The sequence below is a fragment of the Lysinibacillus sp. RS11 genome (genome assembly GCF_042019215.1).
GTDB classification, from domain to species: domain Bacteria; phylum Bacillota; class Bacilli; order Bacillales_A; family Planococcaceae; genus Lysinibacillus; species Lysinibacillus xylanilyticus_A.
In genome coordinates, this window is record NZ_CP168124.1 from 763,421 (window position 1) to 778,128 (window position 14,708).

Here is a 14,708-nt window from a genome sequence, read left to right on the forward strand (position 1 = left end):
GGAGCCGATGTTGCGGTAACCCGATCAGAATTACGACGAAGCGGAGCATATCTTCCGACAACCTGATCATATCTCCAGTCAACCCGATTAGTTTTTCAGCCTACCCGAGCTTTCGCCTCCTTATCTGCTCGAATCTCCAGGACTTGAGGAGTCTATCATCAAACGATGGAAATCGCCTCTAGGCTAATACATTTCCATCCGCCAATCTCGATTAGTTAACATTTGGAAAGGGTAATCTATTAACAGGAACTCCAAGTTTACAGATAGCACTTTAAGCTATAAGGAATTTCACTTTTTATTTCTCGCAATGGTCGAATGTATGAATAGGCTGTCAGTATGCACTTCAGTACGTATGTTCTATAAATATTCATCTCATTGTAGCAAAAGAATAAAATTTTACAAACATTCGTTCGTTAAATGTTCGAAATTTTAATAGTGCTATGCTAAAATATATGTACAAATTGGAAGGAAAGGACGGGGAAATGTGTGCAAACATTTGATTTACAAGCGCCATATACGCCAAATGGGGATCAGCCACAAGCAATTGCAGAATTAGTGGAGGGTGTACGTGCAGGTAAACGTCATCAAACATTGCTCGGTGCAACAGGCACAGGAAAAACGTTTACTATTTCTAATGTCATTAAACAGGTAAAAAAACCGACACTTATTATGGCACACAATAAAACTTTAGCGGGTCAATTATATAGTGAGTTTAAAGAGTTCTTCCCTAATAATGCCGTTGAATACTTTGTTAGCTACTATGATTACTTTCAGCCAGAGGCCTATGTACCGCAGACGGATACTTATATCGAGAAAGATTCAAGCATTAATGATGAAATTGATAAGTTGCGTCACTCTGCAACATCTTCATTATTCGAGCGTGATGATGTCATTATTATTGCATCCGTGTCCTGTATATATGGTCTAGGTTCTCCAGAAGAATATCGTGAAATGGTCGTATCAGTGCGTACTGGAATGGAAATTGAACGTAATCAGTTGCTTCGAAAACTGGTCGATGTACAGTATGAACGTAATGATGTGAGTTTTACACGTGGGACGTTTCGGGTACGTGGCGATGTAGTGGAAATATTCCCTGCATCTCGTGATGAGCATTGTATCCGCGTGGAGTTTTTCGGGGACGAGATCGATCGAATTCGCGAGGTGGATGCGTTAACTGGTGAAATACTAGCGGATCGTGATCATGTAGCTATTTTCCCAGCATCTCACTTCGTTACACGAGAAGAAAAAATGCTAAAGGCCATTGAAAATATTGAAAAAGAGTTGGAGGAGCGTTTAACTCTATTACGTGCAGAGGATAAATTATTAGAGGCACAGCGTTTAGAGCAACGTACTCGCTACGATTTAGAAATGATGCGTGAAATGGGCTTTTGCTCAGGTATCGAAAACTACTCGCGTCATTTAACATTGCGTGAAGCGGGGGCAACTCCATATACGTTACTTGACTATTTCCCTGAGGATTTTTTACTTGTTGTCGATGAAAGTCACGTTACATTGCCACAGGTTCGAGGAATGTATAATGGTGACCAAGCACGTAAAGGTGTGCTAGTTGAGCATGGATTCCGTTTGCCATCAGCACTAGATAACCGCCCTTTACGTTTTGAAGAATTTGAGAAACATATACATCAAGCTATTTATGTATCAGCAACACCAGGCCCGTATGAGCTTGAGCATACTCCGGAAATGGCGCAGCAAATTATTCGTCCAACCGGGCTGCTTGATCCACAAATTGACGTACGTCCTATTGAAGGGCAAATTGATGATTTAATCGATGAAATTCAAGGTCGTATTGCCCGTGATGAACGAGTACTAGTTACAACATTGACGAAAAAAATGTCAGAGGATTTATCGGCTTATTTGAAAGAAATGGGCTTAAAGGTGGAATACTTACATTCAGAAATTAAGACGCTAGAGCGAATTGAAATTATTCGTGAGCTTCGCAAAGGTACTTATGATGTTCTCATTGGTATTAACTTATTGAGAGAAGGGCTAGATATTCCTGAGGTTTCGCTTGTAGCTATTTTAGATGCTGACAAGGAAGGGTTTTTACGTTCAGAGCGTTCACTCATTCAAACAATTGGACGTGCCGCACGTAATGCTAATGGTCATGTCATTATGTACGCAGATAATATGACAGATTCGATGAAAAAGGCAATTGAGGAAACGAAGCGTCGTCGAACACTGCAAATGGCGTATAACGAGGAGCATGGCATTACACCGAAAACGATTGTTAAGAAGATTCCTGATGTGATCCGTGCGACACAGGTGGCAGAGGGAGAAGCGTCTTATGTAACGAAGGCGACAAAAGGTAAGAAGCTGACGAAAGCGGAAAAAGAGCAATTACTTGCTTCTCTAGAAGTAGAAATGAAGGAAGCAGCAAAAGCGCTAGATTTTGAACGTGCTGCTGAGCTGCGCGATACAATATTTGAATTGAAGGCAGAAGGGTGAATGGCTTGTGAAAAATACTGAAATAGTCGTGCAGGGCGCGCGAGCACATAATTTAAAAAATATCAATGTCACAATTCCACGTGATCAACTAGTAGTGTTAACCGGTTTATCTGGCTCAGGGAAATCATCATTAGCGTTTGATACGATCTATGCCGAAGGACAACGTCGTTATGTAGAATCTCTTTCAGCTTATGCTCGTCAATTCCTCGGACAAATGGATAAACCAGACGTCGATGCGATTGAGGGATTATCTCCTGCTATATCGATCGATCAAAAAACGACGAGCCGTAATCCCCGTTCTACAGTTGGTACAGTAACGGAAATCTATGATTATTTACGTTTGCTCTATGCACGTATCGGTAAGCCAATTTGTCCAAATCATGGCATTGAAATTACTTCCCAAACGATTGAGCAGATGGTCGATCGGTTATTATCTTACCCAGAAAGAACGAAAATGCAGCTGCTTGCCCCAATGGTATCTGGACGCAAGGGGACGCATGTGAAGTTACTGGAGGATCTAAAAAAGCAAGGCTTTGTTCGAGTGCGTATCGATGGCGAGCTACGTGATTTAGATGATGCGATTGATCTCGATAAAAACAAAAAGCATTCGATTGAAGTAGTCGTGGACCGTGTTGTGATGAAGGAAGGTATTGCTGCACGTCTTAGCGATTCTTTAGAGACAGCATTACGCTTAGCAGAAGGGCGCGTACTTGTCGATGTGATGGAACATGAGGAATTATTATTTAGTGAGCATCATGCCTGTCCATTATGTGGATTTTCTATCGGTGAGCTAGAGCCTCGCATGTTTTCATTTAACAGTCCATTTGGAGCTTGTCCAAGCTGTGATGGCTTAGGATCAACACAAGAGGTAGATCTTGATTTGGTAGTACCAGATTGGGACCGTTCTTTATTAGAGCATGCAATAGCACCGTGGGAACCAACAAGCTCACAATATTACCCACAGTTATTAAAGGCAGTATGTGATCATTATGATATCCCAATGGATGTACCAGTAAAGGATCTTCCGAAAGAAAAGATGGATAAAATTTTATATGGTTCTGGTAAAGATAAAATCCACTTCCATTATGAAAATGAGTTTGGCAATGTGCGAGATCAAATGATTGAATTTGAAGGTGTTGTGCGTAATGTGGAGCGACGTTTTAAGGAGACCACTTCTGATTACGTGCGTGAACAGATGGAAAAATATATGGCACAGCAAGCATGTCCTTCTTGTAAAGGTTATCGTTTAAAGCAGGAAACTTTAGCTGTGAAAATTGCAGATAAGCATATTGGTGAAGTTACACAGTATTCGATTCAGGAAGCAGATACATTTTTCAAGGATCTGGATTTATCAGAAAAGGATATGAAAATTGCACGACTTGTCTTACGCGAAATTGAAGAACGATTAGGCTTCCTCGTAAACGTAGGATTAGATTATTTAACATTAAGTCGAGCAGCAGGGACACTTTCAGGGGGAGAAGCTCAAAGAATTCGTCTTGCGACACAAATTGGCTCACGCTTAACAGGTGTCCTCTACATTCTAGATGAACCATCTATCGGCTTACATCAACGTGATAATGACCGTCTCATTAGTACATTGCAAAATATGCGTGATATTGGTAATACACTTATTGTTGTCGAGCATGATGAAGATACAATGCTAGCGGCGGATTATCTCATTGATGTTGGTCCTGGTGCAGGTGTACATGGTGGTCAAATCGTAGCGGCAGGAACACCACAGGAAGTAATGGCAAATGAAAAGTCTTTGACGGGGCAATATTTAAGTGGTAAGAAATTTATTCCATTGCCAATTGAGCGTCGTAAGCCAAATGGTCGTAAATTATCGATTAAAGGTGCCAAGGAAAATAATCTTCGAAATGTGAAAATCGATATACCTCTTGGATTATTCGTTGCCGTTACAGGGGTTTCGGGGTCAGGTAAGTCAACACTTATTAATGAAATTTTATATAAATCATTGGCTCAAAAGCTTAATCGTTCAAAGGTGAAGCCAGGTGAACATAAAGAAGTAACGGGGATTGATGAGCTTGAAAAGGTTATTGATATTGATCAATCACCAATCGGTCGTACACCTCGCTCTAATCCGGCTACTTATACAGGTGTATTTGATGATATTCGAGATGTTTTCGCAGCAACAAATGAGGCGAAGGTACGAGGCTATAAAAAAGGTCGCTTTAGCTTCAATGTTAAGGGAGGTCGCTGTGAAGCTTGTCGTGGTGACGGAATTATAAAAATTGAAATGCATTTCCTACCAGACGTTTATGTGCCATGTGAAGTCTGCCATGGGAAACGCTATAACCGTGAAACACTTGAAGTGAAATATAAAGATAAGAGTATTGCAGATATTTTAGATATGACGATTGAAAACGCAGTAGTTTTCTTTGAAAATATTCCGAAAATCCAACGTAAGCTACAAACCATCGTGGATGTTGGGTTAGGCTATATGAAATTAGGACAACCTGCCACAACCTTATCTGGTGGTGAGGCACAGCGTGTAAAATTAGCCTCTGAATTACACCGTCGTTCAACAGGGAAATCATTCTATATTTTAGATGAGCCGACAACGGGCTTACATGCGGATGATATTGCACGTCTACTCGTTGTATTACAGCGTCTTGTAGAAAATGGCGATTCGGTGTTAGTGATCGAACATAATTTAGATGTCATCAAGACAGCAGACTATATTATCGATTTGGGACCTGAAGGTGGCGACAAAGGTGGTACAATTGTTGCAACAGGTACACCAGAAGAAGTCGCTGAAGTAAGTGGCTCTTATACAGGGAAGTATTTAAAGCCAATATTGACACGAGATCGTATGCGTATGGAAGCTGTTTTAGAAAAGGCTTCTCAATAAAACGTCGAATTACGCATTGTTCTCTAAAAAAGTTCGCACTTTCCGAAGGGGGAGTTGCGAACTTTTTTATTACATAGAAATACAATTATGAGTCAATACTGGATCATTACCATAACGTGTGGTTGATTTCCGTTCCGACTGGGCGCTTTGTTGCTGACGCTTCGCTTTCGCACAGAGCAGAGCTTCCTGGGGGCGTCCGATGAGCCGCTTCACTCGCGTTGCTCGCTCCAGGGTCTCATCTGTGACGCTGATCCCCAAGGAGTCGCCCAGCCTCCACTCCAATCAACTGATATACATGGCATACGTTTTGAAAAATTTTAGTGATGGACCTTTTTAAGATTTATGAACGGCACACTCACCTCTAAGCTTAAAAAAAGATGTATCTCCAAAATTTTCATTTTAATGGTGAAACTTTTCACAAAATGATTCGTATAAATAGTATAACGAACTGAGGGAGGCTATTTTAGTTATGCAAAATGAACGTCAACGAATTTTAGAACTTGTGGAAAAAGGAACAATTACAGCGCAAGAGGCGATTACATTATTTGAAGCATTAGAGCAACCTAGCAAGTCCACTCAACATGTTATGAATAATGTGTCAAATGAGGGCCAGCATTCCTCAACAGAGAATGAGTCATTATTTAAAGATGAAAGTCACAAAGATGAACACAAGAAAAAAGACGAGGATTTCACTAAATATTTCGAAGAAGAAATGCGAGATTTTCGTAAAGATTTAACACAAATTGGTTCACTCTTTATGGATATGATGAATACAGCAGTGAAAAAGGTAAAAGAATTTGATGTATCTTCTCCGTTTGGGGATAAAGTAGAGTTTACACATACAGAAGAAGTTGCGGCAGAACAGGTAGAAAATATAGTTGCTGAATTACCGAATGGCAATTTTGCAGTGGAATCTACTGAAGGTGATAGCTTCCAAGTCATTTGCAAGGTGAAGGCACCACTAGTTAATGACAGTGAAGAAGAAACACGCGCTCATTTCTTAGAGCAATTCGTTGTGAAGGAGAATGAAGGTTCACTACGAATTTTAAGTCAACTCAAACTTGTTCAAGTAAATGTTAAAGTACTAGTACCAAAGGATAAATTGGACAAATTATCGGTACGTTTAATGAACGGTAGTGTTACTTTACAAGATACGGATTTTGAGCAATTAAAAGTAAAGACATTAAACGGTGCAATTAAAGGCTCTAAGTTTAATTTTGGAAAGGCAGAAGTGGATTCTTCTAATGGTTCAATTGAATTAACAAATGTCCGTGGTAAAGATTTAGAAGCTGAAACATTGAATGGTCGTGTATATTTAGATGGCGCATTGGATGAAGTTGAAGCAAAATCGGTCAATGGACATGTTGTTGTCACAACTTGCTCTACAAATTCATCAAAAATCAAAGCGCAAACAGTTGCAGGAGCTGTTGAATTGTATGTGCCACGTACAATATCGATCAGCGGTAAAATTGTTACGAATTTTGGTAAAGTAGATGTTGGTATTCAAGATGCCTCAAAGATTGAATCACAGGATCAATTCTTATCAAAGGTAGTACGTTTTGATAAAGAAGTAGAGAATGCCAATCGTCTATTTATTGAAGGTGAATCCAAAACAGGGGCAGTTTTAGTACGTTATACAACAACTGACGAGCAGCATATTTAAGTATAAATGCATTCAGGCTATGTAAAAAAGCATAGCTTGAATGTTTTTTTATTATCAAACAGGAATCGACTTCTCTACATTAAAATCGATTTCTGTCTTTTTATGTCGATTTTCCTATCATTTTCGTTTTTTTAATGGCAATGAAAGAACGAAATAGAAGGAACTGCCACGGAATGAAATGAAACTGTAATAAAAAAATAGAAATAGAGTGCTATAATAGTAAATGAAATACCTCTTATATAAGTAAGAGATTTAGGTGGTTTAAATATGATAGAAATGAAAAATGTGACAAAGAAGTATCCAAATGGCGTAGTTGCGACAAATGGGATTTCCGTTAACATAAAGCAAGGTGAATTTGTCTACGTTGTAGGTCCAAGTGGTGCAGGTAAATCGACATTCATTAAATTAATGTACCGCGAGGAAAAAGCTACTTCGGGCGAGATTATTGTTAATGGCATAGATTTAGCTACATTGAAAAATAAAAAGGTACCTTTTTTACGTCGCCAGCTTGGCGTTGTATTCCAGGATTTTAAACTGCTCCCTCGTTTGAATGTTTATGAAAACGTAGCGTTTGCACTAGAGGTAATTGAGGAGGACCCAGTGGAAATCCGTCGCCGAGTAATGGAGGTTTTGGAATTAGTGGGGCTGAAGAATAAGGCAAGAATGTTCCCTAATGAACTTTCAGGTGGTGAACAGCAGCGTGTTTCGATTGCGCGTTCTGTTGTTAATGTGCCAAAGGTCGTTATTGCAGATGAACCTACTGGGAATCTTGATCCTGAGACATCGTGGGACATTATGAATTTATTTGAGGAAATTAATGCACGAGGTACAACGATTGTAATGGCAACCCATAACCGAGAAATCGTGAATACGATTCGTCGTCGGGTAATTGCCATTGAAGGCGGCATGATTGTACGTGATGAGCACGGAGGTGATTACGGCTATGAAATTTAGTACGTTGAAACGTCATCTCCGAGAAAGTGTAAAATCACTTGGTCGTAACAGCTGGATGACCATTGCCTCAGTGAGTGCGGTTACAGTTACATTAATATTAGTAGGCGTATTTGCGCTTATTATGATGAATTTAAATAAAGTAGCAAATGATTTAGAGAATGATGTTGAAATTAAAGTGTTAATTGATGAAACAGCTGATAAAGCTGCTGAAAAAACACTCATGGAAAAAATAAAGAAATTGCCAGGTGTCGAAGAGATGAGTTATTCGACAAAGGAAAATGAGTTAACTAAATTAGTAAAAGATTTTGGGGACGATTTTAAACTATTTGAACAAAGTAACCCATTACGTAATGTTATTTATGTGAAGGCTTCAGATCCTCAGCAAACAGCTGCTGTAGCCAAGAAAATTGATAAATTTGAGTATACATATGATGTTATGTATGGTGAAGGCAAAGTAGAAAAGCTTTTCAACTTCTTAAATACTAGCCGTAACGTAGGTGTAGTGCTCATTTTAGGATTATTGTTTACAGCCATTTTCTTAATTTCTAATACGATTCGAATTACGATTATTGCACGTCGTGATGAAATAGAAATTATGAAACTTGTAGGGGCAACGAATTCATTCGTACGCATACCGTTTTTATTAGAAGGAATGTGGCTCGGACTTTTAGGTTCTATTATTCCGATTGCGGTGATTGCAACTCTTTACCACAATGTATATAGAATTATTGCGCCTCGATTAAAAGGTGAGCTTATTCAAGTACTTGATTTCTCACCACTTGTGTACCAAGTAAGTGCGCTTCTATTACTAATTGGTGTACTAATCGGTATTTGGGGAAGTTTCATGTCAGTACGTAAGTTTTTAAAAATCTAACTTTAAGGATATGGAACCAGTAAAGAAGCCATCAGTAGTATCTTGAAAAGTGCCGTCCGTAACGAAAATCAACCCAATAGGTGATCAAGCAAAATAATAGTCGAAAGGGAGTTCAATCGGTGAAAAGTATGGCGAAAAACTCAATAAAAACACTTGCAGCAGCATCTGCACTATTTCTTTTTATCCAAACTCCATCAGCATATGCAACTAATTTATCGGATTTAAAAGATCAAAAAAATCAAATTGAATCAAAGAAAGATGGCTTAAATTCATCCATCAATAATAAATCAAATGCTATTACTGCAAATGAAGAAAAGCAACAACAAATATTAGATCAAATTCAATCATTAAACGCTGAAATTGAAAAAACTAATAATAATATTAAAAATGTAATGGCGGAAATTCATTCTGCAAATGAAGAAATAAAAGCTTTAGAAGATTCTATAGCAGAGCTTCTGCGCAAAATTGAAGAGCGTGATGTATTGTTAGAGGATCGTGCTCGTGCCATTCAGGCAAGTGGTACCGTTAGCTATTTAGACGTACTACTTAGTTCTAGTAGCTTTGTAGATTTTATCGATCGATTCTCTGCTGTTAATTCATTAATGGAAGCGGACCGTCAAATTATCCATGAGCAAAAAGAGGACAAGCAAAAATTAGAGGAACAAAAGCAAGTCTTAGAAAGCAAACGCAAAAAGCTTGAAGATAAAAAAGCTGAGCTTGATCGTTTAAAAGCATCATTGGATGGACAGAAAGCTGAGAAAAACAAATTAGTTGATCAATTAGAAAAAGAACAAGAAAAACTAAAGTCAGAGAAAGTTTTACTTGAAAAAGAATACTCTGAGGCACTTGAAATTAGTGAAGAATTACAACAAAAGATTATTGATGAGCAAAAACGATTAGCAGAAATTGCCCGTCAACAGGAAGAAAAACGTAAGGCAGCAGCAGCCGCTGCCGCAGCAAATGCAGCTAAAAATAATGGTGGTGGATCTTTAAATGTCGTCCATGCTCCGCAATCAAATGGTACGTGGATCAACCCGACAAATGGTCGTCTAACATCGCCATATGGCTGGCGTAATATTGGTGCAGGTCCAGAATTCCATTATGGAGTCGATCTTGCAAATAGTACAGGTACGCCAATTTGGGCAGCTGCTGACGGTGTTGTATCTTATGCTGCACCACTTAGTTCATATGGTAATGCTGTCATTATCACACATTCAATTGATGGTCAAATTTATGCAACAGTGTATGCACACTTAAATTCCATCAATGTTAGTGTTGGTGCAGAGGTATCCCAAGGTCAGCAAATTGCAACAATGGGTAGTACTGGACGTTCAACAGGACCACACTTACACTTTGAAGTGCACAACGGCCCTTGGCAAGGACAATCAGTCGGTAGTGTTAATCCTTTAAAATATATTCCGTTGTAAAAATAGTAAAAGCTATACATTAGATGAATCTAATGTATAGCTTTTTTCTTATTAGTAGTGATGAATAGAACATAAAATGAGGGAAAGAATCATCGAAGTGATGGAAGCAGCAAAGTGAAGGATGGAGGCAGCAGAACGACGGAAAGAATTATCAAAGCGATGGATAGAAGCAGCAGAACGACGGATTGAACTATCAAAGTGACGGATGGAAGCAGCAAAGTGAAGGATGGAATTATCAAAGTGATAGATAGAAACAAAAAAGCGAGGGGTAAAATAACCTTGAGGAAGGGCTCAGTCGGCGGAACGTTTGAGGAAGACATTTATATAGTAGTATCTTGAACTCAGCGTTGTTTTGGTAGATAATTGTAAAAGATAATTAGAAGTAAAATTGTAGCCTCCTTTCAGCCGCATGGTTTATGGCAACCGGCTGTATGGGTGAGCGTCGTATTACTTATACTGGGTATAACAATATACGACTGCTCAAAAAAATTCTCACAAAGTACTTGATTACTGGGAGGTAAGAAATGAAAAGAAATATTGGGCTGCTTATCGTCGTGTTATTGGTAGTTGCGATGATTGGTACATATGTTAAACAGCAGATTGATAAAGATCGTGAAATTGAAACAGCCTCTCATGGGAAAGAAATGGATGAACAAAAGATTGGCTTAAAAAATGGAGATACACCACCAGATTTTACGTTAACAAGCTTGGATGGTGACGAGGTAACATTGAGCGACCTTCGCGGAAAGAAAGTCGTGTTAAATTTCTGGGCGACATGGTGTCCACCATGTAAGGCTGAAATGCCACATATGCAAAAGTATTATGAACAACATGCTAAAGAAGATAATGTGGAAATCATAGCTGTCAATTTAACATCGGAAGAGCGTGAATTTTCAGCTGACGGAAAAATTGATACCGTTATGACATTTAGAGATAGCTTCGAACTAACATTTCCTATCCTTCTTGACCAAAAAAGAGAAGTTTCTCCACAATATAATGTCATGACAATTCCTACCACTTATTTTATTGATTCAAAGGGATACATTCAACGTGCCATTTCAGGGCCGATGGATATGGATATGCTAAAAAGTTATGTTGATGAATTAGATTAACAAGATAAATGTAAAGAGTCTGCTCGTTTTTGTTAAAGAAACGAAGCAGATTTTTTTATGTGAAAATTTTATATAAAATATCCTTGATTCAAGAATAAACACCTGCGCTCAGGGGGAATATCCGCGCAAGTAAGATAAATATCCGCGATAGACGCCGGAATATCCGCGAAAGTAAGGTAAATATCCGCGAAGCACTCATAGAATACTTGCTAAACCAAAAGCATAGTATTCAACAAATTATTTTGAAGCTGAATCTTGTATGTTTGAAAAATAAAAGTCATACAGTAAAAGAGACGGAGGAGGGAAGGTTTGCGCAAAATAATGGCGGGTGTCGGCGTACTTGCTAGTAGTTTATTGCTAGGTAGTGGAATTTATTTTGATTGGTTTAATTTAGGGGATAAAGAGGAGCCGGTCGTCACAGAGGCCGAATCGATTAATGAAGCGTTGAATTTAATTGAGAAAAAATCTGTATACAGTACGAAAAAAGATGTGTTAGTAGAAGGAGCACTTCGCGGTATGGCAGATGCTATTAAGGACCCTTACAGTACTTATTATTCGAAGGAAGAGGCAGAACAACACCGACAAATGTTAGCCGAAGAAAGAGTGGGCATTGGGATTGAGTTAACGGAAAATAACGGAAAATTTATTATTGTGTCTCCTGTCCGTTCGTCCCCGGCAGATAAAGCAGGAATGCGCTCTCTCGATGAAATTGTACAAGTTGATGGTGTTCGAGTAGATGGTAAATCGATGAGTGAATTGATGCATTTAATTCAAGGAGAAAAGGGAACAAAAGTGACGATTGTTGTTTATCGTCCAAGTGAAGATAAGCATATTAAAATGACGATGGAACGAGCAGCAATTTCCAATAAAACAGTAACAAGCGAAGTAGTGAATGTAGAAGATACCTCGATAGGCTATGTAGCAATTTCGCTTTTTGGTGAGAAAACAGCTAATGAGTGGGTTGCCGAAACGAGTAAATTACTCCGAAAAGATATCAAAGGGTTAGTGATCGATGTGCGAGATAATCCAGGCGGTTATTTACATAGCGTCGCAGCACTATTGAGCACGGTATTGGAGAATGGTAAAGTGTTTGCGTATATGCAAAATGCTGAAGGTGCTATGGAACCATTAAAAACGGAATCAAAAAGCTTTGATGAAAAATATTTGCAGACAATGAATAAAATACCCATTGTTGTGTTGCAAAATCAAGGCAGTGCATCGGCTAGTGAAGTGCTTAGTGGTGCTTTAAAAGGTTGGGGACGTGCCTCCCTTGTTGGTGTTAAGAGCTTTGGGAAGGGAACAGTGCAGGAATCTTGGTCACTGTCAAATGGTGGAGAGCTTAAACTGTCCACAAATAAATGGCTGACACCGAAACGCGAATGGATTCACGGGCAAGGTATTGAGGCTAATTTAGTCATTGAACAAAATGAATTAGTTGCTTTCCAAATGCATCCATTATCAGGGAAGTTTAAAGTGGGCGATATGAGTGAGGATATCTCTTATACGCAAAATGCTTTAAAAAAGTTAGGATATAAAATTGCTCGTTTAGATGGTTATTTTGATGACACGACGGAAGAGGCTGTTAAGCTTTATCGTAAAGATAAGGAATTGAAACAAGTAGAAGATAATATTTATATGGATAGTACCTTCTTTAACAGCTTAAATGAAACATTGAAAAAATATAAAGAGGATCGTCAAAATGATTTACAGTTCCAAATGGCGACAAGCTTTTTATTGCACAATATTGAACAATAAATAATATAGACTTACAATGGCATAATTGATATGTTGTAACATCCGCTCAATGAAGATAAATCATAAGAATAGAAAGCTTTCTACTAGTTTGTACTACGCAAGAGTGTAGTCGTTTGATACAATAAATTCATAGTATTCAAGACAGAATGGCGGGTGTTCGTATGGTTAGTGATATATTAATAGAAATTGTAACAGCGATTGGCCGCTTTTTACTCAACCCATTAGTGTACATTGCGATTTTATTTGCGATATTATTAGGTTATAGTCGTGTAAAGCAGGAGCGTAAATTTTTTAATAGACGTATTATTTGGGGTTGGACAGAGCTAATTGGGCAATGGAAATATGGTTGGCTAAATGCCCTCCTCATTTCACTAATAAGTGTTGGTTTAGGTTTAACAGTGCCTAAAGCTTTCTTAATGATTTTAATAGTCATTTCTGTGTTAGCACTATTATTGTTCTGCATTAATGCACTTTCGCCTATCTATACGATGGGGCTCGCAACACTAGTAATATGGTTGATGGATCAATACAATTGGACATTTTCTTGGTGGAAAATCTCTTTAGAAGGTACCAATTTATTAGATGGCGCTATTGTAACTATTACGATTTTAGCAGGTCTAAGTGTGATTGCTGAGGGCATGTTAATTCGTCGTACAGCAATAAAGGTAACGACACCACGAGTTGAAAAAACGAAGCGGGGTATGCAGGCAATTGTCTATCGTTCAAGAAATGTATGGGTACTGCCAATTTTCTTTGTAATACCTGGAGATATTATTCCGGCAGACTTGCCGTATTGGCCACAATTTACATTAGGAGATAGTAGCTTTGCACTCGTATTATTTCCAATCGTTATAGGATTTTCAAAGCTTACTAGAAAAGAAATGCCGGTTGTTAAATTTCCTAAAATGGGGCGATCCGTGTTACTACTAGGACAGCTTATTTTAATAGGTGGACTGATAGCAGCTTTTGAGCCGTTCATCGGTTTTATTACGTTGGCAGTAGGTGCAGTACTTCGTATTGTTATTTCAATCTTCTATGCAATGCAAGAAAAAAAGGATATTTATGCAGTTGCACCGAGCTCGAAAGGAGCTATTATTGCGGCTGTTCTTCCTGATTCTCCAGCTGAAAAGATGGGCTTACTTGCGGGGGAATGTATTCGTAAAGTAAATGGTCGTTCCATTTTTACTGAAAATGAATTATATGAAGCTTTGCAATTAAATGCGGCACATTGTCGTTTAGAAGTATTAGACTGTAATAATGAAATTCGTTTAACACAGCATGTTATATATAGTAATGATCATTATCGTATAGGATTATTACTAGCCGAGCCGAGGGACTTCTAATGGATGTTTTCGGGAAAATGATGTTAGCGTTATTTTTACCAGCATTACTCGTGTTATTGTTTACGAGAATTACGTTTAATCGTTATGTTGCACTAATATTAGCGATTGCTCTAATTGCGGCATCTGTATATGCAGGTTACACTTCCACGCCTACTTTATATGTGATTGATGCATTTTCTTTAACAGTAGGCTTTTGGTTAGCGAGTAAAATGAAAGAAAATAAAGATACTCTTTAAATTAAA

11 protein-coding genes are annotated in these 14,708 nt (G+C 38.4%); 10 read left to right on the top strand and 1 reads right to left on the bottom strand.

The genetic code is table 11. The features are described 5' to 3' along the window. The first annotated feature begins 486 nt into the window (after positions 1-486). Together uvrB and uvrA are read left to right on the top strand one after the other, a co-directional pair. Entirely contained in the window at positions 487-2,466 is a 1,980-nt protein-coding gene (gene uvrB / locus AB9L17_RS03765; protein WP_068986478.1) for an excinuclease ABC subunit UvrB, read from the top strand. A gap of 7 nt (positions 2,467-2,473) precedes the next feature. Further along, positions 2,474-5,338 carry an excinuclease ABC subunit UvrA gene (uvrA, locus tag AB9L17_RS03770; protein ID WP_375200112.1) on the top strand — a complete coding sequence of 955 codons (2,865 nt, stop codon included), beginning with the start codon at positions 2,474-2,476 and terminating at the stop codon, positions 5,336-5,338. 69 nt (positions 5,339-5,407) lie between these two features. Here the strand turns inward: uvrA and AB9L17_RS03775 are convergent, their stop codons facing one another. Next, a complete protein-coding gene (locus AB9L17_RS03775; RefSeq protein ID WP_375200113.1) occupies positions 5,408-5,596 on the bottom strand; it encodes a hypothetical protein in 189 nt (62 codons plus the stop codon). A 211-nt stretch (positions 5,597-5,807) separates the two neighbouring features. On the opposite strand from AB9L17_RS03775, the gene AB9L17_RS03780 reads away from it, so the two are divergent. The 8 genes from AB9L17_RS03780 to AB9L17_RS03815 all read left to right on the top strand — a co-directional run bounded on the left by AB9L17_RS03780 (position 5,808) and on the right by AB9L17_RS03815 (position 14,702). Next, positions 5,808-7,001 carry a DUF4097 family beta strand repeat-containing protein gene (locus tag AB9L17_RS03780; RefSeq protein ID WP_068986476.1) on the top strand — a complete coding sequence of 398 codons (1,194 nt, stop codon included), beginning with the start codon at positions 5,808-5,810 and terminating at the stop codon, positions 6,999-7,001. Between the two features lie 267 nt (positions 7,002-7,268). Continuing rightward, positions 7,269-7,955, top strand: a complete 687-nt coding sequence (gene ftsE, locus AB9L17_RS03785; RefSeq protein WP_068986475.1) for a cell division ATP-binding protein FtsE — start codon at positions 7,269-7,271, stop codon at positions 7,953-7,955. Beyond that, a complete protein-coding gene (gene ftsX / locus AB9L17_RS03790) occupies positions 7,945-8,829 on the top strand; it encodes a permease-like cell division protein FtsX (RefSeq protein ID WP_068986474.1) in 885 nt (294 codons plus the stop codon). Before ftsE ends, ftsX begins: the two co-directional genes overlap by 11 nt. 119 nt (positions 8,830-8,948) lie before the next feature. Then, entirely contained in the window at positions 8,949-10,256 is a 1,308-nt protein-coding gene (locus tag AB9L17_RS03795; protein ID WP_223552904.1) for a murein hydrolase activator EnvC family protein, read from the top strand. A 524-nt stretch (positions 10,257-10,780) separates the two neighbouring features. Then, the gene (locus AB9L17_RS03800) at positions 10,781-11,368 is read left to right on the top strand and encodes a peroxiredoxin family protein (protein ID WP_375200114.1); all 588 of its coding nucleotides are present in this window, start codon (positions 10,781-10,783) and stop codon (positions 11,366-11,368) included. A gap of 309 nt (positions 11,369-11,677) precedes the next feature. Further along, complete coding sequence (locus AB9L17_RS03805; RefSeq protein WP_375200115.1) at positions 11,678-13,123, top strand: S41 family peptidase; 1,446 nt, start codon at positions 11,678-11,680, stop codon at positions 13,121-13,123. A gap of 161 nt (positions 13,124-13,284) precedes the next feature. Next, positions 13,285-14,466 (top strand): PDZ domain-containing protein, encoded by a 1,182-nt coding sequence (locus AB9L17_RS03810; RefSeq protein ID WP_375200116.1) that lies wholly within the window; start codon positions 13,285-13,287, stop codon positions 14,464-14,466. Next, positions 14,466-14,702 (top strand): DUF2198 family protein, encoded by a 237-nt coding sequence (locus AB9L17_RS03815; RefSeq protein WP_068986467.1) that lies wholly within the window; start codon positions 14,466-14,468, stop codon positions 14,700-14,702. The genes AB9L17_RS03810 and AB9L17_RS03815 overlap by 1 nt, the downstream gene beginning before the upstream one ends. Positions 14,703-14,708 lie beyond the last annotated feature (6 nt).